The 23948-nt window shown below is 50.2% G+C and carries 23 protein-coding genes; 7 read left to right on the top strand and 16 right to left on the bottom strand.

Features of this window, described 5'->3' with window-relative positions; translation table 11 throughout:
- The 4 genes from SK36_RS06325 to apbC form a co-directional block, all read right to left on the bottom strand.
- The gene (locus tag SK36_RS06325; RefSeq protein ID WP_048221058.1) at positions 1-681 is read right to left on the bottom strand and encodes a fimbrial assembly chaperone; all 681 of its coding nucleotides are present in this window, start codon (positions 679-681) and stop codon (positions 1-3) included.
- A 65-nt stretch (positions 682-746) separates the two neighbouring features.
- Positions 747-1283, bottom strand: coding sequence for a fimbrial protein YehD (gene yehD / locus SK36_RS06320; RefSeq protein WP_048221057.1), 537 nt, complete (start codon positions 1281-1283; stop codon positions 747-749).
- 274 nt (positions 1284-1557) lie between these two features.
- A complete protein-coding gene (locus SK36_RS06315) occupies positions 1558-1839 on the bottom strand; it encodes a DUF2574 family protein (RefSeq protein ID WP_045444945.1) in 282 nt (93 codons plus the stop codon).
- 261 nt (positions 1840-2100) lie between these two features.
- Positions 2101-3210, bottom strand: a complete 1110-nt coding sequence (gene apbC / locus SK36_RS06310; protein ID WP_048221056.1) for an iron-sulfur cluster carrier protein ApbC — start codon at positions 3208-3210, stop codon at positions 2101-2103.
- Between the two features lie 164 nt (positions 3211-3374).
- Between apbC and metG the strand changes: the two genes are divergently transcribed.
- Entirely contained in the window at positions 3375-5408 is a 2034-nt protein-coding gene (gene metG, locus SK36_RS06305) for a methionine--tRNA ligase (RefSeq protein WP_045444951.1), read from the top strand.
- 66 nt (positions 5409-5474) lie between these two features.
- Here metG and SK36_RS06300 read toward each other — a convergent pair whose 3' ends face one another.
- The 3 genes from SK36_RS06300 to SK36_RS06290 are packed head-to-tail and all read right to left on the bottom strand — an operon-like array spanning position 5475 to position 8393.
- On the bottom strand, positions 5475-5945 hold the full coding sequence (locus SK36_RS06300; RefSeq protein WP_045449699.1) for a YehS family protein: 471 nt from the start codon (positions 5943-5945) through the stop codon (positions 5475-5477).
- 46 nt (positions 5946-5991) lie between these two features.
- Positions 5992-6711, bottom strand: a complete 720-nt coding sequence (btsR, locus tag SK36_RS06295; RefSeq protein WP_045444954.1) for a two-component system response regulator BtsR — start codon at positions 6709-6711, stop codon at positions 5992-5994.
- Entirely contained in the window at positions 6708-8393 is a 1686-nt protein-coding gene (locus SK36_RS06290; protein WP_045444957.1) for a sensor histidine kinase, read from the bottom strand. The genes btsR and SK36_RS06290 overlap by 4 nt, the downstream gene beginning before the upstream one ends.
- Before the next feature lie 225 nt (positions 8394-8618).
- Here SK36_RS06290 and mlrA point away from each other — a divergent pair, with 225 nt between their 5' ends.
- Both mlrA and SK36_RS23415 read left to right on the top strand, forming a co-directional pair.
- Positions 8619-9350 carry an HTH-type transcriptional regulator MlrA gene (mlrA, locus tag SK36_RS06285; RefSeq protein ID WP_048222607.1) on the top strand — a complete coding sequence of 244 codons (732 nt, stop codon included), beginning with the start codon at positions 8619-8621 and terminating at the stop codon, positions 9348-9350.
- Between the two features lie 51 nt (positions 9351-9401).
- Positions 9402-9509 (top strand): protein YohO, encoded by a 108-nt coding sequence (locus SK36_RS23415; protein ID WP_003027354.1) that lies wholly within the window; start codon positions 9402-9404, stop codon positions 9507-9509.
- Here SK36_RS23415 and SK36_RS06280 read toward each other — a convergent pair.
- From SK36_RS06280 to bglX, 5 genes are all read right to left on the bottom strand, one after another.
- Positions 9490-10221 (bottom strand): ABC transporter permease, encoded by a 732-nt coding sequence (locus SK36_RS06280; RefSeq protein WP_048221054.1) that lies wholly within the window; start codon positions 10219-10221, stop codon positions 9490-9492. The two genes, SK36_RS23415 and SK36_RS06280, sit on opposite strands and share 20 nt — an antisense overlap.
- Positions 10205-11152 carry an ABC transporter ATP-binding protein gene (locus tag SK36_RS06275; RefSeq protein WP_048221053.1) on the bottom strand — a complete coding sequence of 316 codons (948 nt, stop codon included), beginning with the start codon at positions 11150-11152 and terminating at the stop codon, positions 10205-10207. The genes SK36_RS06280 and SK36_RS06275 overlap by 17 nt, the downstream gene beginning before the upstream one ends.
- Positions 11145-12254, bottom strand: a complete 1110-nt coding sequence (locus tag SK36_RS06270; RefSeq protein WP_048222604.1) for an ABC transporter permease — start codon at positions 12252-12254, stop codon at positions 11145-11147. Before SK36_RS06270 ends, SK36_RS06275 begins: the two co-directional genes overlap by 8 nt.
- A 72-nt stretch (positions 12255-12326) precedes the next feature.
- On the bottom strand, positions 12327-13244 hold the full coding sequence (gene osmF, locus SK36_RS06265) for a glycine betaine ABC transporter substrate-binding protein OsmF (protein WP_045444969.1): 918 nt from the start codon (positions 13242-13244) through the stop codon (positions 12327-12329).
- A gap of 196 nt (positions 13245-13440) precedes the next feature.
- Positions 13441-15738, bottom strand: coding sequence for a beta-glucosidase BglX (bglX, locus tag SK36_RS06260; RefSeq protein WP_075261763.1), 2298 nt, complete (start codon positions 15736-15738; stop codon positions 13441-13443).
- Between the two features lie 231 nt (positions 15739-15969).
- Between bglX and dld the strand changes: the two genes are divergently transcribed.
- Positions 15970-17709, top strand: a complete 1740-nt coding sequence (dld, locus tag SK36_RS06255) for a D-lactate dehydrogenase (protein ID WP_045444972.1) — start codon at positions 15970-15972, stop codon at positions 17707-17709.
- Positions 17710-17775: 66 nt separating this feature from the next.
- Here the strand turns inward: dld and pbpG are convergent, their stop codons facing one another.
- Complete coding sequence (pbpG, locus tag SK36_RS06250; protein WP_045444975.1) at positions 17776-18723, bottom strand: D-alanyl-D-alanine endopeptidase; 948 nt, start codon at positions 18721-18723, stop codon at positions 17776-17778.
- A 179-nt stretch (positions 18724-18902) separates the two neighbouring features.
- On the bottom strand, positions 18903-19490 hold the full coding sequence (locus tag SK36_RS06245; protein WP_045444978.1) for a Yip1 family protein: 588 nt from the start codon (positions 19488-19490) through the stop codon (positions 18903-18905).
- 163 nt (positions 19491-19653) lie between these two features.
- On the opposite strand from SK36_RS06245, the gene SK36_RS06240 reads away from it, so the two are divergent.
- Positions 19654-20223 carry a DedA family protein gene (locus tag SK36_RS06240; protein ID WP_045444981.1) on the top strand — a complete coding sequence of 190 codons (570 nt, stop codon included), beginning with the start codon at positions 19654-19656 and terminating at the stop codon, positions 20221-20223.
- Positions 20224-20260: 37 nt separating this feature from the next.
- Here the strand turns inward: SK36_RS06240 and mdtQ are convergent, their stop codons facing one another.
- Positions 20261-21700 (bottom strand): multidrug resistance outer membrane protein MdtQ, encoded by a 1440-nt coding sequence (gene mdtQ, locus SK36_RS06235; protein ID WP_048221052.1) that lies wholly within the window; start codon positions 21698-21700, stop codon positions 20261-20263.
- Between the two features lie 169 nt (positions 21701-21869).
- On the opposite strand from mdtQ, the gene SK36_RS06230 reads away from it, so the two are divergent.
- Both SK36_RS06230 and yohP read left to right on the top strand, forming a co-directional pair.
- Entirely contained in the window at positions 21870-22604 is a 735-nt protein-coding gene (locus SK36_RS06230) for a class I SAM-dependent methyltransferase (protein WP_048221051.1), read from the top strand.
- 71 nt (positions 22605-22675) lie between these two features.
- On the top strand, positions 22676-22759 hold the full coding sequence (gene yohP, locus SK36_RS24605; RefSeq protein ID WP_015572324.1) for a small membrane protein YohP: 84 nt from the start codon (positions 22676-22678) through the stop codon (positions 22757-22759).
- Positions 22760-22881: 122 nt separating this feature from the next.
- On the opposite strand, the gene dusC is transcribed toward yohP, so the two are convergent.
- Complete coding sequence (gene dusC / locus SK36_RS06225) at positions 22882-23820, bottom strand: tRNA dihydrouridine(16) synthase DusC (RefSeq protein ID WP_045444989.1); 939 nt, start codon at positions 23818-23820, stop codon at positions 22882-22884.
- Positions 23821-23948 lie beyond the last annotated feature (128 nt).

Here is a 23948-nt window from a genome sequence, read left to right as displayed (position 1 = left end):
CTATTTATCGACTTTTATATTTTCACTCAAGTAATTGCCGTGATCATCAATAAGAGTAACTTTGTAATGATTAACAATAGTGGTGGTATTCAGCGTTTTATCCGACCATGGCGCCAGCATCAACGTTTCTGTATTGATTTTTTTATTTCCCATTAACTCTGGAATAGTTATCCAGTTAGCCGAATCATTTTTTATATTTAAACCACCACCGATATACCTGATCTTCAGATGGGCAAAACTATCTTTAGTTACACCAGCAACACTTTGTGGACGGTAAATAAATTTAATACGATTTTGCATAGCAAATTTAATTATATTCTTATTTTCGGAGCCTGATGAATTAGGAGGAATATCTAATACATTAAGGAAAAATAAGCTTTCTCGATCTTTCGGTAGAGTATTTGCCAGTTGTTTAATTTTCAGTTGCTGACCGGAACCGCCACTGACACGAACTACCGGCGGAGTCATCACAAACGGCACCTGAATTTTCTCTGGTGGCAGACTGGTATCACCATCGTCAATCCACGACTGGACAAGTGCGCTGCGATTACCTTCATTCATTAACTGTACAATAATCTCTTTTTTTTGCGCCGGATAAATAACACGGGTGCCGTAAATATAGATGCCCCCCCACGCTGGCAATACTGTGCCAAGCAACAATAAGACTAATATTTTTTTCATTATAATTATCCTTGCTACAGAAATAACCGGCGGCCATAGCCGCCGACAAAAAGGATATTAATCAATTAATCAGTAACAACGGTCATTGTCAGTGAAGAAGCAACATCACCAGCAGTAACAGCATTGCCAGCTTTCGCATAACGAGCTTTAAAGTTCAGAATATATTTGTTATCACTTGTCTTGGTTAAATTAATACCCGTGCCAGGGTTAACCTGTTGAATAAAATCATTACCATAGTAAACTGCAAAACCAGCACCATTACTCGATGCCGTATTCCGTGTAATGTACTTATTTGCGCTGTCGAATTGAGAACTGGAGAAAGTAATTCTTGGCGCTTCAGTACCCGTACATTCAACTGTCAGAGGTGTTGTTGTCTGATTAGAATATCCATCATAAACTCCCCCCGGAGTCAGAGCATTCAACCGGTCAGCACCAATCTGGTTCATGTCGATTGTCGCAGTAGTATCTCCCACAAATTTACATGTCGTTCCTGTTACCTTACCGGTAATAACCAACTCGCCCTGGTCAGAATCAACAGCAAAAGCCCCAGCGCTCATAAATACAGCAGTCAGCACAGCAGCAGAAATAACTGAACGTTTCATAGTATCTTCCTTAATGAATTAATTTCTATTTGTAAGAACTGTTAACTCCGGGAATTAAATTCTCATAGGAAGATCGTTAACGCAATGTAAACGCATTGTTTTATTGATTTAAAACAAATGAAATCCAGCAATATAATTGCAACAAATAAATTTCATTTAACAATATATTAAGAATTAATAAATCGATGCAATTAACTGTTCGTGATTATCCATTAAGCAAATAAAGAATACACACATCATTCATTGAAATAATATATGCTGAATAAAATAGATATTAGTCATAACGATTTAGCACAATCTGTCGCGTTGCATCACCCTGGACGGCAACGACTTCGGTCATCACGCCTCTGGCTGGCGCTGAAACCACATCGGATGTACTGGAAAGGTGGGTGGTATTACCACATCGCTGTTGGAGTTGATTTTCCACAACATCGGTACTGCAGGTGGGAGCGGTGACCGTTCCGCTAATGGTTAATGTCGCAGTATCAGAAGCAAAGGCAGGTGAGCCTATTCCATAACCCAGAACTATTATCCCCATCAGCAAACGGTTTTTCATTTTTAACGTTATTCCTGTAGTTAACGTAAAACGGCATAAACACAGTTTGTTCAGTGTCCTGTGAGCGAAAGTATCCGCCCCGACCAATAGAAATTGTAGATTAAGGGAATAGATTTGATCAATTTAAATGATGGGTTACAGATTTATTTTTGGATAAAATTGAGGTTTATTAACTCAGGGTAAACAATAAAGCGCGACTATTTATTTAAAATATTCACCGCATCAATAACTCATTAATGCGGTGAATATGTGCAGCGTAAATTACACGGCGCGGAAAGCAATCTCACCCGGGATCACTTCTCCCTGCCAGTAAAGCTGTGCTGCCACACGTCCCGCCAGGTCGCGGTAAATCGCCGTGAATTCGCTGTCAGGGCGGCTGATAACCGTCGGCGTGCCACGATCGAGATCTTCGCGCAGGGTAATATGCAGCGGCATTTGTCCCAGTAGTTGGGTATGGTACTGTTCTGCCAGTTTCTGCGCACCACCAGTGCCAAAAATCGGCTCGTGGTGGCCACAGTTACTGCAGATATGCATACTCATGTTCTCAACAATGCCTAATACCGGCACTTCCACTTTTTCAAACATGACGATGCCTTTTTTAGCATCGATTAGCGCGATATCCTGCGGCGTAGTCACAACAACTGCCCCTGTCACCGGAATGTTCTGCGCCAGCGTCAACTGAATGTCACCAGTACCCGGCGGCATATCCAGTACCAGATAATCAAGATCCGGCCATAAGGTCTCCTGCAGCATCTGCAGCAACGCCTTGCTGGCCATTGGGCCTCGCCACACCATCGCGTTGTCGTCCGTTACCAGATAACCAATGGAGTTGGTTGCCAGGCCATGAGACATAATCGGCGCCATATGGGTGCCATCTGGCGAGGTCGGACGCTGATTTTCTGCACCGAGCATGGTCGGAATAGAGGGACCATAAATATCGGCATCAAGAATACCGACTTTCGCCCCTTCTGCCGCGAGCGCCAGTGCAAGGTTAACGGCAGTAGATGATTTACCTACCCCACCTTTACCTGAACTAACGGCGATGATGTTCTTCACACCATTAATACCCGGCTGGTTTTTCACGCGCTTCAGCGTCGCAATGTTATGCGACAGCTTCCAGTCAATCGCTTTCGCACCAGTGATACGCAGTAAATCGGCACTGCACTGCTCTTTTAATACCTCAAACGCACTGTGCCAGACGAATGGCATGACCAGCTCTACGTGCAACGTGTCATCCATCCAGGCGACATGATGCAACGCTTTAAGCGTCGTCAGATTATGCTTCAGGGTTGAATGCTGAAAATTCGCCAGCGTCCCGGCGACCATGGCGCGCAGGGTTTCTGGTGATTTGGCCTGGGATTGTGGGTTCATCCCGACTCCTTTTTGTTGTTCTGAAAATACGATTGTCATCGGGTAGTTTACTCCAACCGTCGCAATTATTCATTTGTGGATAAATGTCCTTATCGCTTGGCGCAGTAATTACCATTTTGGTACTATCAAAGCCCTTTTCACTACAAAAGAAGTAATTGCCCACTATGACTCAAGTCGCGAAGAAAATTCTGGTAACGTGCGCGCTGCCGTACGCCAACGGCTCTATCCACCTCGGCCATATGCTGGAGCACATCCAGGCTGATGTCTGGGTCCGTTACCAGCGAATGCGCGGCCACCAGGTTAACTTCATCTGCGCGGACGACGCACACGGTACGCCAATCATGCTGAAAGCACAGCAACTTGGTATCACACCTGAGCAGATGATCGGTGAAATGAGTCAGGAGCATCAGACTGATTTTGCAGGTTTTGACATCAGCTACGACAACTACCACTCAACGCATAGCGAAGAGAACCGCGAGTTGTCCGAGCTGATTTACACACGCCTGAAGGAAAACGGTTTTATTAAGAACCGTACCATCTCCCAGCTTTACGATCCGGAAAAAGGTATGTTCCTGCCGGACCGTTTTGTAAAAGGCACCTGCCCGAAATGTAAGGCTGCGGATCAGTACGGCGATAACTGTGAAGTATGTGGCGCGACCTACAGCCCAACCGAACTTATCGAACCGAAATCCGTCGTTTCCGGCGCGACGCCGGTAATGCGTGACTCCGAACACTTCTTCTTCGACCTGCCGTCGTTCAGCGAAATGCTGCAGGCATGGACGCGCAGCGGCGCGCTGCAGGAACAAGTGGCAAATAAAATGCAGGAATGGTTTGAATCCGGCCTGCAGCAGTGGGATATCTCCCGCGACTCGCCGTACTTTGGTTTTGAAATACCGAACGCTCCAGGCAAATATTTCTACGTCTGGCTGGACGCGCCGATTGGCTACATGGGCTCCTTCAAGAACCTGTGCGACAAGCGCGGCGATACCACCAGCTTTGACGAATACTGGAAGAAAGATTCCGACGCCGAGCTGTATCATTTCATCGGTAAAGATATCGTCTATTTCCACAGCCTGTTCTGGCCTGCCATGCTGGAAGGCAGCAACTTCCGTAAGCCGACCAACCTGTTCGTACACGGTTATGTCACGGTAAACGGTGCGAAGATGTCCAAGTCTCGTGGTACGTTCATTAAGGCCAGCACCTGGCTGAAGCATTTTGATGCCGACAGCCTGCGCTACTACTACACAGCGAAGCTCTCTTCGCGTATTGATGACATCGACCTGAACCTGGAAGACTTTGTTCAGCGTGTTAATGCCGATATCGTCAATAAAGTGGTGAACCTGGCTTCTCGTAACGCAGGTTTTATCAGTAAGCGTTTTGATGGCGTACTGGCGGCAGAACTGGCCGATCCGGCTCTGTACAAAACCTTTACCGACGCCGCAGCAGTTATTGGTGAAGCATGGGACAGCCGTGAATTTGGTAAAGCCATTCGTGAAATCATGGCGCTGGCAGACGTAGCAAACCGCTACGTCGACGAACAGGCTCCGTGGGTTGTCGCGAAACAGGAAGGCCGTGACGCCGACCTGCAGGCGATTTGCTCTATGGGGATCAACCTGTTCCGTGTACTGATGACGTACCTGAAACCGGTTCTGCCAACGCTGAGCGAGCGTGTCGAAGCGTTCCTGAACACAGAGCTGAGCTGGGATGCCATTCAGCAGCCTCTGCTCGGCCACAAGGTCAACACCTTTAAGGCGCTCTACAACCGCATCGACATGAAACAAGTTGAAGCGCTGGTTGAGGCGTCCAAAGAAGAGGTGAAAGCCGCAGTTGCACCGGTTACCGGTCCGCTGGCGGATGACCCGATTCAGGAAACCATCACCTTTGACGATTTTGCCAAAGTTGACCTGCGCGTAGCGCTGATTGAAAACGCTGAGTTCGTTGAAGGTTCCGACAAGCTGCTGCGCCTGTCGCTGGACCTGGGCGGTGAAAAACGTAATGTCTTCTCTGGTATTCGTTCTGCTTATCCGGAGCCACAGGTGCTGATTGGTCGTCTGACCGTGATGGTTGCTAACCTGGCGCCGCGTAAAATGCGCTTCGGTATTTCGGAAGGGATGGTAATGGCCGCAGGCCCTGGCGGGAAAGATATCTTCCTGTTAAGTCCTGACGAAGGTGCAAAACCTGGTCAGCAGGTGAAATAATCCGCATAAAAAAACGCTGCTTCGGCAGCGTTTTTTATATCGCGGTTCAGTACAGATAAATACGCGCTACGCTTTCTTTGCGTGTTCGCGAATCACCAAACCACGCAGGAAATAACGCAGGAACTGATCCCCACACTCACGATAGTTTTTGTGGTCCGGCGCGCGCATCATCGCGGTGATCTCCGGCATCGACACGCGAAACTTCTGCTGGGTCATAATGGCCAGAATGTCATCGGTTTTCAGTGAAAAGGCGATACGCAGTTTTTTCAACACCGTGTTGTTATTAACGCGGCGCTCAAGTGCCAGTTCAGGCGCAGAATCATCTTTACCGCGCTTATGGTAGATAAGGCCATTTAAAAAACCGGAGAGGATGATATCAGGGCAGCGAACAAAACCCTCTTCATCTTCTTTCGTCATCCAGGTGTCGAAACCTGCGGAGGTGGATTCCATGTCGGCGAGCGCAAGAATACGCACCATGTCATTATTATTCGCTTTCAGGGTGTAGCGCAGGCTACGAAGAATGTCGTTACTTAGCATAGAGTCTTCAACTGTCGGTGATGCAATGGCGCGCAGTGTATCAGTTTTACAGTCCAATCGCCTCTTTTAGACTTTTAAGATAACGACGACTTACCGGGACCGTCAGTCCGTTGCGTAAAATCAATTCTGCCTGGCCGTTATCTTCCAGGCGGATCTCCTGTAATTGCGCCATGTTAACCAGGTATTGTCGATGGCAGCGCAACAGCGGAGTACGGCTTTCCAGTGTTCTCAATGTAAGTTCAGTAAAGCCTTCTTTACCATCGCTGCTGGTGACATAGACACCGCTCATACGACTGCTGATAAACGCCACATCATCCATTTGCAGCAGATAGATACGGCTATGGCCAGTACACGGAATAAACTTAAGCATCTGCTGGTTTTCCGGCAGCAGCGACACATCCTGCTTGGTACGTTCCTGACGTAAACGGATCAGCGTTTTCTCCAGCCGCGTTTCCTCTATCGGCTTGAGCAAATAATCAAAGGCGTGTTCTTCAAAAGCTTTAACCGCATATTCATCGAAAGCGGTCAGAAAAACGATATACGGACGATGCTCCGGATCAAGCATACCGACCATTTCCAGGCCACTAATCCGCGGCATCTGAATATCGAGGAACAATACATCCGGGCGCAATTTATGTACTGCACCGATGGCCTCAACCGCGTTCGAACACTCCCCCACAATCTCAATGTCACTTTGCTCCTGCAACAGGATCCGCAGATTCTCCCGCGCTAACGGTTCATCATCCACAATCAACACCTTGATCATGCCAGTTCCTCCAGAGGAAGTCGTAAAGTGATTCGGGTAAAATGGTCGGGTTCGCAGGCTACGCTGATGCCAAAATCATCACCAAACCGCTCCCGCAGTCGTTTATCTACCAGATTCATACCCAGTCCGCTGGCTTCTGTTGTGGGCTGATACAATCCGGCATTATCTTCGATATCCAGCATCAGATACTGCCCTTCTCGTCGGGCAGTAATCGACACCTCACCGGTATCAAGTAGCTGTGAAGTACCGTGCTTAATGGCATTCTCCACTATCGGCTGCAAAGTAAAAGCCGGTAATTGCTGGTGAGAAAGCTCTTCCGGAACCGTTAGGGTCACCTGCAAGCGTGACTGGAATCGCGCCTTTTCAATTTGTAGATAAGCATTAACGTGCTCAATTTCATCGGCCAACGTCACAATCTCTGATGGCCGTTTTAAGTTTTTGCGAAAGAAGGTCGAGAGATACTGCACCAGTTGGCTGGCCTGTTCGCTGTCGCGTCGAATCACGGCTTTAATGGTATTGAGCGCATTAAACAGAAAATGTGGATTTACCTGAGCATGCAAGAGCTTAATTTCTGACTGCGTGAGCATCGCTTTTTGACGCTCGTACTGGCCGGCCAGAATCTGCGCCGACAGCAGTTGGGCGATCCCTTCTCCCAGCGTGCGGTTAATTGAGCTAAAAAGACGATTTTTGGCTTCATACAGTTTAATGGTCCCCATCACCCGCTGATTTTCACCACGTAGCGGGATCACCAGCGTAGAGCCTAATTTGCATTGCGGATGCAGCGAGCAGCGGTACGGCACTTCGTTACCATCGGCATAAACCACCTCTCCGGTATCAATCGCCCGTTGCGTATACGAGGATGAAATGGGCCGGCCTGGCAGGTGATGATCGTCGCCAATGCCGGTAAACGCCAGGAGCTTTTCGCGATCGGTAATCGCCACTGCGCCGATATCCAGCTCTTCGTACAACACCTGGGCGACCTTCATGCTGTTAACCTCGTTGAACCCCTGACGCAAAATACCTTCCGTCGAGGCAGCAACTTTTAACGCAGTGGCAGAAAACGCTGAAGTGTATTTTTCAAACATGGCTCGTTTGTCGAGCAAAATACGCATAAACAACGCCGCACCCACAGTATTGGTGACCATCATCGGTGCGGCAATGTTACTGACAAGGTGCAACGCATTTTCAAAAGGACGCGCAATCAATAAAATGATCAGCATCTGTACCAGTTCAGCAACAAAGGTAATCGCACCTGCCGTCAGCGGGCTAAATACTTTATCAGTGCGACCGCGGCGGGTAAGCACACTGTGTACCAGCCCTCCGAGCAGGCCTTCCACGATGGTCGAAATCATACAGCTGAGGGCCGTCATTCCGCCCATCGAGTAACGATGAAGGCCACCGGTCAGCCCAACTAAACCTCCGACAACCGGGCCACCCAATAAGCCGCCCATCACCGCACCGATAGCTCGGGTATTCGCAATCGAGTCTTCAATATGCAGACCAAAGTAGGTGCCCATAATGCAGAAGATGGAGAAGGTAACATAACAGAGGAGTTTGTGAGGCAGCCGGATGGTGACCTGCATCAGCGGGATAAACAGGCGTGTTTTGCTCATCAGCCACGCGATAACGAGAAACACACACATCTGCTGAAGCAGCAGCAACACCAGATTAAACTCGTACATACCCGCCAACCACACTTCACTTAAAAGGGCGTAACATACATGGGCTACGCTTAACTTTCTTTGAACTGTTGCAAAAAAAAAAGAATTTGTGAGAACGATCACTCAAAAGCGCCCGTCCGGACACAATATCACCCACATTGTGATCAAAAAACAATCAAAACTACCTGGTTCGCAAAAGAGCGTCTAAAGTAAAACTGGGACCTCGCGAGCATGAGTGAGACAACGATGGCGCTTTACACAATAGGTGAAGTGGCTTTGCTTTGTGATATCAATCCTGTCACTTTACGCGCATGGCAGAGACGTTATGGATTACTAAAACCGCAACGGACAGACGGCGGTCATCGCCTGTTTAACGATGCTGACATCGACCGGATCCGCGAAATCAAACGCTGGATAAATAATGGGGTACAGGTCAGCAAAGTAAAAATGTTGCTCAGTAATGAAAATATTGATGTGCATAACGGCTGGCGTGAACAACAAGAAACCTTATTGAGCTATTTGCAAAGTAATAATTTGCATAGCCTCAGAGTATGGATAAAGGAGCGTGGCCAGGATTATCCCGCGCAGACGCTTAACACACATTTATTCATTCCTCTGCGGCGGCGTCTGCAATGTCAGCAGCCTGTACTCCAGGCGTTACTGGGTATCCTTGATGGCGTCCTCATCAACTACATTGCTATTTGCCTTGCGTCGGCGCGTAAAAAACAGGGGAAAGATGCACTGGTCGTCGGCTGGAATATTCACGATACCACCCGATTATGGCTGGAGGGTTGGGTTGCCAGTCAGCAGGGATGGCGGGTTGATGTGCTGGCACATTCGCTAAACCAGCTACGACCGGAACTGTTTGAAGGTCGGACTTTACTCATCTGGTGTGGAGAAAGTCAAACCCCCGCTCAGCAACAGCAACTGGATAAATGGCGGGCGCTGGGCCACGATATTTATCCACTTGGCATTTAATATTCTATTAACAAACGTGTACAATCCTTTAATCAACATAAGGAGTGCATAATGAGCGCAGCTAAAATCGGTGTAATAACCCTCTTCCTGCTGATGGCCATCGGCGGTATCGGCGGTGTAATGCTGGCAGGCTATACCTTTATTTTACGTGCCGGGTAAGGTAGTGCGATAAGCGCTCAAACCCGCGATCGACAATGACTGCGGCCAACGCGACCAACAGCGCTCCCTGAATTACATAAGCAGTATTGAATCCGCTTAGTCCGATGATAATCGGCGTTCCCAGCGTGTTTGCCCCAACGGTCGAAGCAATTGTCGCGGTGCCAATGTTAATAATCACCGACGTGCGAATTCCCGCCAGAATGACCGGAGCCGCCAGCGGAAGCTCCACTTTACGCAGTCTCTGCCCATCGCTCATCCCCATTCCGCGGGCGATATCCATCACGCTGCCAGAAATTCCCCCCAACCCCGCCAGCGTTGCCTGTAAAACTGGGAGCACACCATACAAGGTCAGCGCAATAATGGCAGGTTCCGGACCAAAACCCATTACGGGTACGGCGATCGCCAGTACAGCTACCGGTGGAAAAGTTTGCCCCACGGCGGCGATTGTTTCCACCAGGGGGCGAAACTCAGTCCCCCACGAACGGGTTACCGCTATCCCCGCACCTGTACCGATGATCACGGCAACCAGGCTTGAGCTCCCCACCAGCGCAAAATGGGCCAGCGCCAGCGCTATAAAACTTTCCTGCTGATAAACAGGACGAGGTAACTGTGGAAACAGCGCGCCAAACAGTGCCTGGCTGTGCGGTAAGCCTGCCAGCAGGAGCAGAAAAAGCGCAATCAGCCAGAGCAGCGGGTCAGACAGACGTTTCACGGTACGGTATCTCCGTAAGCAAATCGTGAAAATGAAGCGTACCGCAGGCAACGCCCTGTGAATTAACCACCGGTAAGACTTCACAACCGCGAGCCACGAAAATGGAGAGCGCATCACGTAACGTCATCTCATCGACCAGTGGTTCCCCGCACAGTTGCGTATCATGTCGCATAAAATCGCCCACAGTTCGCAGCGACAGGAGCCGCACGCCAAGTTCGCTGCGACCAAAAAATGTTTGAACGAAATCATTAGCCGGAGCGGTCAACATCGACAGCGGTGTTCCTTGCTGCACGACCTCACCCGCATCCATCAATACCAGATGTTCCGCCAGCCTCAACGCCTCGTCGATATCGTGAGTCACCAGCACAATAGTGCGACCAAGCAAGCGATGAATACGGGTCATCTCTTGCTGCAAGGCACCGCGCGTCACCGGATCCAGCGCGCCAAAAGGCTCATCCATCAAAAGAACCTGAGGATCCGCCGCCAGAGCACGTGCCACCCCCACCCGCTGCTGCTGCCCACCGGAAAGCTGATGCGGATATCGGTGACGCAACTCTGCTTCCAGTCCCAGTAAAGCCATCAGTTCTTCTGTTCGTTCATCAATACGCGAACGCGACCATTTTTGCAGTTGTGGTACGGTGGCAATATTCTGCGCGACAGTCCAGTGTGGAAACAATCCGATAGATTGAATGGCGTACCCCATACGCCGTCTTAACTCCAGCACCGGCAGACTGCGGATCTCCTCCCCGGCAAAGCGGATCTGACCGCTGTCATGTTCCACCAGTCGATTTATCATTTTCAACGTGGTGGATTTCCCCGAACCTGACGTGCCAATTAATACTGAAAAGCTGCCTTCGCGAAAATGCAGGTTAAGATCGTTGACCGCCGTTTGTTGACCATAGGTTTTACTGACATGGCTAAATTCAATCATCGTTTGTCACCTTCAGCAGAGCTAAGCCTAAATCAAACAACGCATCAATCAACACCGCCAGCACAACTACCGGAATCACGCCCAACAGCACCAAATCTACAGCGCTACTGAGTAGTCCCTGAAAAACCAGCGCGCCAAATCCCCCCGCGCCAATCAGTGCGGCAATGACGGCCATCCCCACCGTCTGCACCATCACCACGCGCAAACTGCGCAAGAAAACGGGCAGCGCCAGCGGGAGCTGTACCGCGCTAAAACGTTGACGCGAACTCATCCCCATTGCCCTGGCGCTTTCCAGTACATCACGAGGAACCTGGTTCAGTCCTGCCACGACGCCGCGCACCAGCGGTAATAATGCGTACAACACCAGAGCAATGAGTGCCGGTGTCAGACCGGTTCCCGCAATCCCAAGCCTGCCTAGCCAGGGAAAATGATTAACCAGACCGGCGAGCGGTGCGAGCAGCAGGCCGAACAACGCCACAGAAGGAATGGTTTGAATGATGTTCAGTACGGCAAATACCGGCCCCTGCCGCGATGCAGATAAAGCGCACCAAATCCCCAGCGGCACGCCAATCAACAGCGCAGGAACAACGGTTCCAACCAGGATAGTCAGATGCTGCGCCAGTGCATCATCGAAGACGTCCTGGCGATTGGTATACTCTTTGAGCAGAGAAAGATCGTTGAATGTGCCGAAGAACAGCAGCGCCAGCGGTACGACAGCAATTTGTGTATGCAGAATCCAACGCCAGAGTGGCTGAGATGTGATACGGCGAATGGCGTCACTGCATGCCAGCAGCATTAAACCCAGTCCAAGCCAGAACCCACTACCGAGGCTGGTTCTGGCCAGCGGGCTTCCCGTCTGAGCAAGCAAGGTTGCTATTTTCCCGGCGGTCATCAGTGCTGCAATCACCAGCAGTTGCATGACGACAAGCGTGAATACGCTGCCGGACTTACCGGGTTGCAAGCACAAAAAAAGCAGCAGTAAAAATAGAACCACCAGCCCCCACGCACTTGCGGGCCAGATATCCCAGAGCTGGCGACCTTCGCCGGAGACGAGGCGATTAGGGGCATAGCTGATGAAAGGAAGCGCTGCGGCAGCCATCATAAGAAGAACCAGCAGCAACAGCACCCGGTTGACTGATATCTTTGACACCACACTCACCTGCTGCAAAATCCGTTACTTCACCCATCCTTTTTGCTTCAGGTAGTCTGCTGCAACTTTTTTCGCATCCAGCCCTTCAACGGCGATACTGGCATTAAGTTGTTGCAGCGTTTTTTCATCCAGGCTGGCGAATACCGGTCGCAGCCATTCCTCTATTTGCGGATAAGTCTTCAATACCGATTCACGCACGACCGGCGCAGGAGCATAAATTGGCTGAACACCTTGCGGATCACTTAAAGTTTGTAATCCCAGCGCGGCAACGGGACCATCGGTTCCATAAGCCATTGCTGCATTAACGCCCGATGTCTGCTGCGCAGCGGCTTTAATTGTCACCGCCGTATCTCCCCCAGCCAGCGATAAAAGCTGGTTCTGATTAAGCTTGAAGTCATACGCTTTTTCAAAGGCGGGAAGTGCGTCAGTCCGTTCAATAAATTCCGCGGAGGCAGCCAGTTTGAATGTTCCGCCCTCTTTCAGGTAGCGCCCCAGATCGGCCAGTGAAACGAGTTTGTTCTTTTCAGCAACGTCCTGACGTACCGCGATGGTCCAGGTATTGTTAGCAGGCGCTGGTGTTAACCAGACCAGTTTATTCTGTTCTGCATCCAGCTTTTTGACCTTTTCAAATCCAGCCTGAGCATTTTTCCAGGCCGGATCATTTTCATCTTTAAAGAAGAAGGCACCATTTCCGGTATATTCCGGGTAAATATCCAGCTCACCAGACGTTATTGCCCCACGCACCACTGGTGTGGTACCCAGTTGCACTTTATTGACAGTTTTCACGCCGTGGCTTTCAAGTACCTGCAAAATAATATTGCCGAGCAGCGCCCCTTCGGTATCAATTTTTGAACCGACCGTTACGGGTGACGCGGCCTGCAAGGGTAAGCTCACCGCAGCTAACAACACCAGCGATCCCGCCCATACCTTTGAGATTGTCATGCTGCTCTCCTCATCCTTTTATTGCCCTTTTCAGAGACTTGAGGAAAAAGCATAGACGAAAAATCTGGCGTTAACCTGCCAGCTAAGAGGTCACGAAGGAAATTATTCGCACTAACCCGGTGATTAATCCCCCCTGACGCAATATCTGCGCCCATAAAAAAGGCCGGTTTCCCGGCCCTTTATTCATCTCTAATCCTTACAGTAGCTCAAACTCACCCTGTTTCACCCGGGCGGAATCAACGCCGATGAAGAAGTTAAATTTGCCCGGTTCAGCATCATATTTCATGCGCTGGTTCCAGTATTTCAGTGCCTCAATATCAATCGGGAAACTGACGGTCTGAGTTTCGCCAGGTTTAAGGTTCACTTTCTCAAACCCTTTCAGTTGTTTTACCGGACGGCTCATTGACGCGGTAACATCCTGTAAATACATCTGGATCACCGTCGCACCTTCGCGCTTACCTGTGTTGGTCACCTGCACGCTGGCCGTTACTGTTCCGTCACGTTTCATCGTCGGCGAAGAGAGCTTCACATCAGAAACCGTAAACGTGGTGTAGCTCAAACCATAGCCAAATGGATACAACGGGCCATTCGCTTCATCAAAATAGCGCGAGGTATATTTATTTGGCTTATCAGCGTTATATGGACGCCCGGTATTCAGGTGGCTGTAATAGACCGGGATCTGCCCGACAGAACGCGGGAAGGACATCGGCAATTTTCCAGACGGGTTGTAATCGCCAAACAGCACGTCAGCTATGGCGTTACCGCCTTCCGTTCCGGCAAACCAGGTTTCCAGAATCGCATCGGCCTGCTGATCTTCCTTCACCAGCGCCAATGGACGACCGTTCATCAGCACCAGTACCAGCGGTTTACCGGTTGCTTTCAGCGCGGTAATCAGATCGCGCTGACTCTGCGGGATAGTGATATCGGTACGACTGGATGCCTCATGCGCCATACCCTGCGCCTCGCCGACCACTGCGACAACCACATCGGACTGCTTCGCCACATTGACTGCTTCATCAATCATCGCCTGCGGCGAGCGCGGGTCAATTTTCACCGCCTCTTCATACAGATTGAGGAAGTCGACAATACCTTTATCGTTGGTGATATTCGCCCCTTTGGCATACACCACTTTGCCCTTCTCACCCAGTGCATTTTTAATACCTGTCAGCACCGTCACGGACTGATCGGCAACACCGGCAGCGGACCAGCTTCCCATCACGTCACGTTTGCTGTCCGCCAGCGGCCCGATAACAGCAACGGTACCTGATTTTTTCAGCGGCAACGTTTCCAGACGATTTTTCAGCAGCACCAGGCTTTCACGCGCCACGTCACGCGCTTCTTTACGGTGTAAACGACTTTCGGCGTTTGTGTCCTGCGGGTCTGACTCTTTTGCCCCCAGATGGCTGTAAGGATCGTTAAACAACCCCATATCGTATTTCACATTCAGCACGTGACGCGCAGCATCATCCAGTTCTGCCATAGTGACTTTGCCTGATTTAATCAGGCCTGGCAGATACTTACTGTAATACTCATCGCTCATGCTCATGTTAATGCCGGACTTGATCGCCACGCGCACAGCATCTTCAGGATCGGACGCGGTGCCGTGCTTTATCAGCTCTTTAATTGCACCGTGGTCGGAAACGGTGATGCCTTTAAAGCCCCAATCGTCACGCAGTACGTCTTTTAGCAGCCAGGCATCGGAAGTCGCAGGCGTGCCGTTAAGTGAATTAAGTCCCACCATCACTGCACCGCTCCCGGCGTCAAGTCCGGCTTTGTACGGCGGCATATAGTCGTTAAACAAACGCTGCGGACTCATATCCACGGTGTTGTATTCTTTGCCGCCCTCTACTGCACCATAGGCGGCAAAGTGCTTGACGCTGGTCATCACGGAATAGCGATCGGCCGGGCTTTTACCCTGCATCGCTTCCACCATGGTTTTCCCCATCGTGGCGGTTAAATAGGTATCTTCCCCAAAACCTTCAGAAGCGCGTCCCCAACGTGGATCGCGCGAAACATCGACCATCGGCGCCCAGGTCATATTCAGGCCATCGTCTGCGGCTTCATAGGCGGAAATACGCCCCACCGTTCTGACGGCATCCAGATTAAAAGACGATGCCAGGCCGAGGCTTATCGGGAATACGGTACGTTGGCCATGCAATACGTCATAGGCGAAAAAGAGAGGGATTTTCAGGCGACTGAGTTCCATCACCTGATCCTGCATTTTGCGGATATCCTGGCGCGTAACGGTGTTAAAAATCGCCCCTACCTGCCCGTCTTTGATCATCTCGCGGATGGCTTCTTTCGGGTTATCAGGCCCGACGCTTATTAAACGTAATTGCCCGATCTTCTCATCCACGGTCATCTGTTTGAGCAAATCGGTAACAAAGGCATCCCGCGCGTCAGGCGTCAGTGGATGGTTACCAAACAGGGAGCTCGCCAGCGCTGGCTGCAACGCCAGGCTCACCGCGACACCTACAGAACATAGCCATTTCATGTTGATTCTCTCTTTATTTTTTCCCGATGAGGCAGCGAAAATATAACAAAAACCGCAGTTTGCCGTAAGCCTAAACGTGAGAGGCAAAGAAAGCTAAGGTTATTCTCTGAATTTTCAAAACCGTGGTGAATGAACACAGCCAACCCAGAGACAAGCTGAATGAGAAAGCGTATTGTCATACAAAGCGCTATGCTTGTTCCTGATATTGAGTCCCACCACAAGGAGTGGAGAATGTCTTCCATTACAACAACTGAAAATAAAGCTTTTCTGAATGAACTAACCCGCCTGGTGGGTCATTCTCACCTGCTCACCGAACCTGCTAAAACCGCCCGCTATCGCAAGGGCTTTCGCTCCGGTCAGGGCGACGCATTAGCCGTTGTCTTTCCGGGTACGTTATTAGAACTGTGGCGTGTCCTGAACGCCTGCGTCAACGCCGACAAAATTATTCTGATGCAGGCCGCCAATACCGGTCTGACAGAAGGCTCTACGCCGAGTGGTAATGACTACGATCGCGACATTGTCATTATCAGTACCCTGCGCCTCGACAAGCTACACGTCATTGGCAAAGGCGAGCAGGTGCTGGCCTATCCGGGCACCACGCTTTACTCGCTGGAAAAAGCGCTTAAGCCTTTTGGTCGTGAACCGCATTCGGTTATCGGTTCTTCGTGCATTGGCGCATCTGTTATTGGCGGCATCTGCAACAATTCCGGCGGCTCGCTGGTGCAACGTGGTCCGGCATACACTGAAATGTCGCTGTTTGCACGCATTGATGAGCAGGGAAAATTACAGCTGGTAAACCATCTGGGTATCGAACTGGGCCAGACACCGGAACAGATCCTCAGCAACCTTGATGATGAACGCATCAAAGATAACGATGTACGTCATGATGGCCGTCATGCACACGATCATGATTACGTCACTCGCGTCAGAGATATTGAGGCCGATACCCCGGCACGTTATAACGCAGATCCGGATCGTCTGTTTGAATCATCCGGCTGTGCGGGAAAACTGGCGGTATTCGCCGTGCGTCTGGATACGTTCGAGGCCGAGAAAAATCAGCAGGTCTTTTATATCGGCACCAATCAGCCAGAAGTGCTGACAGAAATCCGCCGCCATATTCTGGCAAAGTTTGAGCATCTGCCGGTCGCGGGTGAATATATGCACCGCGATATTTACGACATCGCAGAGAAGTACGGCAAAGATACGTTCCTGATGATCGACAAGCTCGGCACCGATAAAATGCCGTTCTTCTTTACTCTGAAGGGCCGTACCGATGCGATGCTGGAAAAAGTGAAAATTTTCCGCCCGCACTTCACCGACCGGGCGATGCAGAAGTTTGGCCATTTATTCCCCAGCCATTTACCGGCAAGAATGAAAAGCTGGCGCGATAAGTACGAACACCACCTGTTGCTTAAAATGGCAGGTGGCGGTGTAGCAGAAGCGCAAAACTGGTTGACCGAGTTTTTCAAAACCGCCGAAGGTGACTTCTTTGCCTGTACACCGGAAGAAGGCAGCAAAGCCTTTCTGCATCGCTTCGCGGCGGCTGGCGCGGCAATCCGCTACCAGGCCGTTCATGCGGATGAGGTGGAAGATATTCTGGCGCTGGATATTGCATTGCGCCGTAATGACACCGAATGGTACGAACATCTGCCAGCAGAAATTGACAGTAAGCTGGTACACAAACTCTATTATGGTCACTTTATGTGCTACGTCTTCCACCAGGATTACATTGTGAAGAAAGGCGTGGATGCTCATGCGTTGAAAGAGCAAATGCTTGAATTACTGCATGCGCGCGGGGCGCAGTACCCGGCAGAGCATAATGTGGGACATTTGTACAAAGCACCGGAAACACTGGCTCGTTTTTACCGCGAAAACGACCCTACCAACAGCATGAATCCGGGTATCGGTAAGACAAGTAAGCAGAAGTTCTGGAAAGAAAACGTTTCGGACGAAACAAAACTTTCTGATTGATTTTTCTGTAAAAAGGCCTGACAGCGTTATGCTATCAGGCCTCTTTTTATTACCATCCCACGCTATTTAATCGTTCTGCGCAGTTTGCTCGCCCGTTGCCGAACCAGTTGCCGCCATCTGTGCGGCTTTCTGTTTTTTATAGCTCAGCGCCGCCGCCGGAACCGGCATCACTTTACCGGTCTCGATCCAGGTACGTAAGCGGCTGGCATCGGCAAAGTGGGTATATTTACCGAAGGCATCCATCACCACCAGCGCAACCGGTTTGTTATTAATAACCGTACGCATCACCAGACAGTGGCCTGCCGCATTGGTAAAACCTGTTTTGGTTAACTGAATATTCCAGTTATCGCGATAAACCAGATGGTTAGTGTTGCGGAACGGCAACGTATAAGCCGGATTAGCAAAGGTCGCCATGTCTTCACGCGTCGTACTTAGCTGACCAATCAGCGGATATTGTTTGCTGGCAATCAGTAGTTTAGTTAAGTCACGGGCGGTCGAAACGTTGTGAATGGATAACCCTGTAGGCTCCACAAAACGTGTCTGGGTCATACCCAGCGCTTTTGCTTTAGCGTTCATCGCTTTGATAAATGCGTTATACCCGCCAGGGTAATGATGCGCCAGGCTTGCCGCCGCACGGTTTTCTGATGACATCAGCGCCAGCAGCAGCATATTTTTACGGCTGATTTCACTGTTCAAGCGCACGCGGGAATAGATGCCTTTCATTTCCGGCGTCTGGCTGATATCAACTTTTAGCTTTTCATCCAGCGGCAGTCGTGCATCAAGCACCACCATCGCCGTCATTAATTTGGTAATCGACGCAATCGGACGCACAAGATCCGGGTGGTTCGAATAGATCACTTTGTTGGTATTCAGATCGACAATCATCGCACTACCAGACGCAATCTCAGGTTGAGAGGCGCTCGCGGTAGTCGCCGTTTTCGCCACGGCTTGAGGTGCAAAAGGAACGGCCAGCACCAGGGCAAGACTTAATAATGAAACTCGGAATTTCAGCATGATGAGATTTCTGATAATGGTTCACGCACGTCACAACGCACACCGCCAGAAGTAAGGGTTACCTCTGGCTAGCTCAGGCATCATAACGACCCGACAGCGTCACCGCTACTGGATAATCATCTCGAAATGCTGCGTTGCTGGCTTTTACAGCAGCAACGCAGCGTAGACAGGTTTGAACGTCAGAATAACCGATAGCCGTAACCCCACAGGACCACCGTAATCGCCAGCAGAACTTCCAGCACCAGCACACCAATCGCCAGTGTCGAACTGGAAAAACTTAGTCCTTCCTCTTTGCTGATATTCAGGAATGTTGGAATGCCGAGATACAGTAAATATCCGGTGTAAAACAGCGCGATAGTCCCAATTAAGGCACACAGCCAGACCAATGGATAAAGCGCTACAAGCCCGCTTAAAAACAGCGGCGTGGCAACATATCCGGCAAAGACCATACAGTGCGCCAGCGATGGACGCTGCGGATAATTGCGCGCCATCCACCAGATCACCCGCCCCATAACGGCCACGCCCGCCAGCATCACACCGTAGAACAGAATTGCCATCGCAAATCCGGTAAACAGGGATAGTTGCAGTATGTTTCCGTCGCCAAAATTCCAGCCGATCTGTGTCGTACCAATAAAGGCACAAATAACCGGGATTGCCGCCATCAGCAGTACATGGTGAGTATAGTGATGCGAAACACTTTCGTTTTCGCTGTTGATCACGTGCATTTCACGATCGGGATGGGAAAACAGCCCCCAGACATGGTTCATACCGCCCCCTTCTTGTCAGCTCCGGACCTCAACACTTCAAGTATAATTCACCTTTTGATTATTTTATGTACACAACAAAAATACCGATGCGCTACGCTGAGGCTTTTCCGGCATCAACAATTTATAGGGTGTATGCTAAGAGTTGTGGAGGTCATACAGACGTATGGATATAAACAGTCTTATTGCGCAGTACGGCTATGCGGCGCTAACTATTGGCAGCCTGGCCGAAGGTGAAACAATTACCCTGTTAGGTGGCGTTGCAGCGCATCAGGGATTACTCAAATTTCCACTGGTTGTCATCTCCGTCGCGCTGGGTGGGATGATAGGCGATCAGTTACTTTATTTACTTGGACGGCGTTATGGCGGCAAAATTTTACGTCGTTTCTCGCGTCATCAGGCAAAAATTCATTACGCACAGAAAATGATCCAACGACGTCCCTACCTCTTTGTGGTCGGGACACGTTTTATGTACGGATTCCGCGTCATTGGTCCCCTGCTGATTGGCGCCAGCCACCTGCCACCAAAAATCTTTTTACCGTTGAATATTCTGGGAGCGCTCGTCTGGGCACTGCTGTTCACTTCGCTCGGTTACGTGGGTGGTGAAGTGATTGCCCCGTGGCTGCACAGCCTCGACCAGCATATTAAACACGGAATATGGCTGGTTCTGGTTGTCGGCCTGGTGGTGGCTGCCCGTTGGTGGATGAAGCAGCGAAATAAACAAAAAACGCAATGAAACTGGCCCGACAACAAATATCTGCCGGGCCGGAAAGTCAGGAGGCGTGGTATCCGCCACCCAGGGCGCTGGTTAACTGAATAGAAGCATCCAGCCACTGACCTTGTAAAATCAGAGCGTTACACTGCTCACGTAATGCCGGAATTTTTGCCTCGCTGACGCGGGACCCCGCAATGATACCGGCATTAAACCGTGCCTGGGCGAGTCCCACTATACGCTGCGCGTCATGTTCAATCTTTTGCTGTTGCTGATTCTTCTGCGCCAATGTTTCCACCTGCGTTGCCGCACGTGCCACATCATTCACCGCGTCCACTACGGCTTTGTTGTAACTGGCAACCGTCAGATTGCTTTGCGCGGTGGTCATATCGAGATTTGCATTCAGTCTGCCACTATCAAAGACAGGCAACGTCAGCCCGGCAGACACCCCCATTTGTTGCGCGGAATGACGGAACAGATCGCTCAGATGTAACGCGTCCTGCTGTAAAAATGCCATCAGGTTAACGTCGGGATAAAACGCAGCTTTCGCCGCATCAATACTGCTCATCGACGATTCAATATACCAGTGTGCAGCCTGTAAATCAGGGCGGCGAGCCAGTAGTGAGTAACCTAACCGGGACGGCAACTGGCTTTCCACCACCGGCATAGTCGCGGCATTAAGCTTCAGGGAGGTGGATTGTGTATTGGTCAGGGCGAGCAGTCGCGCCTCGATCACCTTCATTTTTCCACTGACATCGTTCAGTTGCTGCTCTGTTTTGCTGGAATCGATATCGGTTTCTACCCCCTCCACCGAAGAGGTAATACCGTTTTGATACAGTTGGCGATCCGCTGTGATGACATTCTGCTGCTCATTTTTAATCTGCATTAGCACGGTTTTCAGCGCCGCCTGTGTCTGCCACTCCCAGTACAGACGAGACACACTGCTTGCCAGCAGTTGTCGGGTTTGCTCACGCTCGGCCTCACGCGCTTTAACCTCACCAATGCGCGCCGCGACTTCTGCCCGGTTTTTGCCCCATAGATCCAGGTCCCAGCCTGCGGTTAAACCAAATGTTCCATTGGTGTACCACGGCCCCGTAGTACCAGCCGCGGGATCGGTAATGGCAAACGGTCCCATCACACCTTCGGCAGACATTTTCTGACGCTCAACGCCTGCGGAAAAATCAATCTGCGGTCCATCCTGCGCTTCTATGGCCTGAGCCTGCGCTTCCGCCAGCTGAATACGCTGCTCCGCCACTTGCATATCAGGAGAGTTCTGTAACGTACTGTCAATCAACGCATTAAGCTGTGGATCGTGATACGCCTTCCACCACTGGCTATCTGGCCAACCGTTTTTCAATGCCGCTGGTAATGTGGAATCAACGTTTGCAGAGGGGGTCTGCTGTGACAGTAGCTGGCGGTTATCGTGCATAGGGGCGCAGCCCGCCATCAGAATAAAAAGCGGCAAACATGCCGTAGCGACAAGAACAGAATTACGATTCATGGAGGTACGCAGATAAGAAAAGAGGTGCAGAGATTACGACTTGTCGCACTCGCTTTTTTAGTTACGCGTGGCAATACATCTTTGGAAATTAAAATATATAATCAGAAAAATATATACCAGTTAAATATTATGGATAATATTATTCTAATAATTTATGAATGGAGCCGATATGTCACAAAATATCTATGATGATCCTGAGTTCTTTGCCGGATATGCCACACTGGATCGTTCAGTAAAGGGGCTCGACGGTGCACCAGAATGGCCAACAATACAAACGCTGCTTCCTCCGCTACAGGGTAAAAATATTCTTGATTTAGGCTGCGGATATGGCTGGTTTTGCCGCTACGCGAGAAATAACCACGCTGCAAGCGTTGTGGGTCTGGATATTTCAGAGAAGATGTTAGCCAAGGCGCGCAGTATGACCCATGGCGATGGGATCGTGTACCAGCGCGAAGATCTTGAAACACTCACGCTCTCGCCGGGTTCATTTGATCTGGTCTATAGCTCACTCGCCCTGCACTATTTGCAGAATATTGAACGATTACTGACAACGATTTATCAGTCACTAACACCGGGCGGAATGCTGGTATTTTCTGCCGAGCACCCTATTTATACCGCACCACTGACCCAGGGCTGGATCAAAGATAAAACCGGTCAACAATCCTGGCCGGTTAATCACTATCAGCAGGAAGGCGAACGCATCAGCAACTGGTTCGCCGAAGGCGTCAAAAAACAACACCGTAAACTGGCCACGTGGATTAATGCGCTGATTGCCGCCGGGTTTCAGATCATAAGCCTTAATGAATGGGGTCCGTCTGCTGAACAGATTGCCGCTAACCCGGCGCTGGATGAAGAGAAAGAGCGTCCAATGATATTTCTTCTCAGCGCACGTAAGCCGGAGTAATGAAACCGCCAGGCAGAATTGCTGATGCTTTCCTATACTCAACCTGAACTTACCAAAAATAAGGAAAGTTAATGAAAATTCTGCTGTGGGTTATTTTAATTATTTTTCTGATTGGGCTGTTGGTGGTGACGGGTGTGTTTAAGATGATTTTCTGATGTCGATTCCGGATCCAACACGCCTGATAAGCGAATTGCCATCAGGCAATATCTCAACTCTGATGCCGGATGGTGGCATAACCGCCATATCCGGCTTACTAAACAGAGGTATCAGCGCTCAGTTAACACTCAATGGCCTGAATCGCACGCGCGATATCCGGTGAATTATTTAATGCGCGAATTTCCTGAAACAGCGTTGTCGCCTCTGAATACTCTTTACGTAAATATCCCAGCCACTGTTTGATACGCGCCACGTGGTATAGACCGGTATCGCCCTGTTTTTCCAGCCGGGTATATTTTTTCAGCAACGTCACCACATCAGGCCACGGCATACGCGGTTCGTTGTATTTCACCACACGACTAAGATTAGGGATGTTGAGTGCACCACGTCCTATCATCACGGCGTCACATCCGGTAATAGCCATGCAATCCTGGGCACTCTGCCAGTCCCAGATTTCTCCATTAGCGATAACCGGGATAGTGAGACGTTTGCGAATTTCACCAATAGCCTGCCAGTTAATGTGCTCAGCCTTGTAGCCCTGCTCTTTGGTTCGGCCATGAACCGCCAGCTCGCTGGCACCTGCCTGCTGAACGGCATCGGCAATTTCAAACTGTCTGTCGCTGCTGTCCCAGCCGAGGCGTACTTTTACCGTCACCGGCAAATGGTCCGGAACGGCCTCGCGCATCGCTTTTGCCCCCCGGTAGATAAGCTCCGGATCCTTTAATAACGTTGCGCCGCCGCCACTGCCGTTAACCAGTTTCGACGGGCAGCCACAATTCAGATCGACACCAAACGAGCCCAGTTCAACCGCGCGGGCCGCATTCTCCGCCAGCCACTGCGGATACTGCCCCAGCAGTTGTATGCGCACCCGTGTGCCGGATGTCGTACGGCTGGCGTTGAGCAACTCAGGACAAATGCGATGGAACACTTTTACCGGCAGGAGTTGATCCACCACCCGGACAAATTCGGTGATACAGAGATCATAGTCATTGACTTCAGTCAGCAGCTCGCGAACCAGTGAGTCGAGCACACCTTCCATCGGCGCCAGTAAAACACGCATATTGTTACCCGCAAAAAAGAGAGGCGCTATGGTAACTTCTCTGAGATAGGGTTTAAAGCACAGAGAAGCGGTTACTTACCGCTATTCTGTATTCAGCGCAGAGTTTAGCCGATGTTCCCGTTATCTAT

It is taken from the genome of Citrobacter sp. MGH106 (assembly GCF_001037495.1).
Lineage (GTDB): Bacteria > Pseudomonadota > Gammaproteobacteria > Enterobacterales > Enterobacteriaceae > Citrobacter > Citrobacter murliniae.
This window is presented reverse-complemented; position numbering and strand designations above follow the sequence as displayed.

Excerpts from the sequence above, each read along its gene's own strand:
- SK36_RS06325 (WP_048221058.1), bottom strand. The coding sequence starts at position 681 with ATGAAAAAAATATTAGTCTTATTGTTGCTTGGCACAGTATTGCCAGCG.
- yehD (WP_048221057.1), bottom strand. The coding sequence starts at position 1,283 with ATGAAACGTTCAGTTATTTCTGCTGCTGTGCTGACTGCTGTATTTATG.
- SK36_RS06315 (WP_045444945.1), bottom strand. The coding sequence starts at position 1,839 with ATGAAAAACCGTTTGCTGATGGGGATAATAGTTCTGGGTTATGGAATA.
- apbC (WP_048221056.1), bottom strand. The coding sequence starts at position 3,210 with ATGAACCCACAATCCCAGGCCAAATCACCAGAAACCCTGCGCGCCATG.
- metG (WP_045444951.1), top strand. The coding sequence starts at position 3,375 with ATGACTCAAGTCGCGAAGAAAATTCTGGTAACGTGCGCGCTGCCGTAC.
- SK36_RS06300 (WP_045449699.1), bottom strand. The coding sequence starts at position 5,945 with ATGCTAAGTAACGACATTCTTCGTAGCCTGCGCTACACCCTGAAAGCG.
- btsR (WP_045444954.1), bottom strand. The coding sequence starts at position 6,711 with ATGATCAAGGTGTTGATTGTGGATGATGAACCGTTAGCGCGGGAGAAT.
- SK36_RS06290 (WP_045444957.1), bottom strand. The coding sequence starts at position 8,393 with ATGTACGAGTTTAATCTGGTGTTGCTGCTGCTTCAGCAGATGTGTGTG.
- mlrA (WP_048222607.1), top strand. The coding sequence starts at position 8,619 with ATGGCGCTTTACACAATAGGTGAAGTGGCTTTGCTTTGTGATATCAAT.
- SK36_RS23415 (WP_003027354.1), top strand. The coding sequence starts at position 9,402 with ATGAGCGCAGCTAAAATCGGTGTAATAACCCTCTTCCTGCTGATGGCC.
- SK36_RS06275 (WP_048221053.1), bottom strand. The coding sequence starts at position 11,152 with ATGATTGAATTTAGCCATGTCAGTAAAACCTATGGTCAACAAACGGCG.
- SK36_RS06270 (WP_048222604.1), bottom strand. The coding sequence starts at position 12,254 with ATGATGGCTGCCGCAGCGCTTCCTTTCATCAGCTATGCCCCTAATCGC.
- osmF (WP_045444969.1), bottom strand. The coding sequence starts at position 13,244 with ATGACAATCTCAAAGGTATGGGCGGGATCGCTGGTGTTGTTAGCTGCG.
- bglX (WP_075261763.1), bottom strand. The coding sequence starts at position 15,738 with ATGAAATGGCTATGTTCTGTAGGTGTCGCGGTGAGCCTGGCGTTGCAG.
- dld (WP_045444972.1), top strand. The coding sequence starts at position 15,970 with ATGTCTTCCATTACAACAACTGAAAATAAAGCTTTTCTGAATGAACTA.
- pbpG (WP_045444975.1), bottom strand. The coding sequence starts at position 18,723 with ATGCTGAAATTCCGAGTTTCATTATTAAGTCTTGCCCTGGTGCTGGCC.
- SK36_RS06245 (WP_045444978.1), bottom strand. The coding sequence starts at position 19,490 with ATGAACCATGTCTGGGGGCTGTTTTCCCATCCCGATCGTGAAATGCAC.
- SK36_RS06240 (WP_045444981.1), top strand. The coding sequence starts at position 19,654 with ATGGATATAAACAGTCTTATTGCGCAGTACGGCTATGCGGCGCTAACT.
- mdtQ (WP_048221052.1), bottom strand. The coding sequence starts at position 21,700 with ATGAATCGTAATTCTGTTCTTGTCGCTACGGCATGTTTGCCGCTTTTT.
- SK36_RS06230 (WP_048221051.1), top strand. The coding sequence starts at position 21,870 with ATGTCACAAAATATCTATGATGATCCTGAGTTCTTTGCCGGATATGCC.
- yohP (WP_015572324.1), top strand. The coding sequence starts at position 22,676 with ATGAAAATTCTGCTGTGGGTTATTTTAATTATTTTTCTGATTGGGCTG.
- dusC (WP_045444989.1), bottom strand. The coding sequence starts at position 23,820 with ATGCGTGTTTTACTGGCGCCGATGGAAGGTGTGCTCGACTCACTGGTT.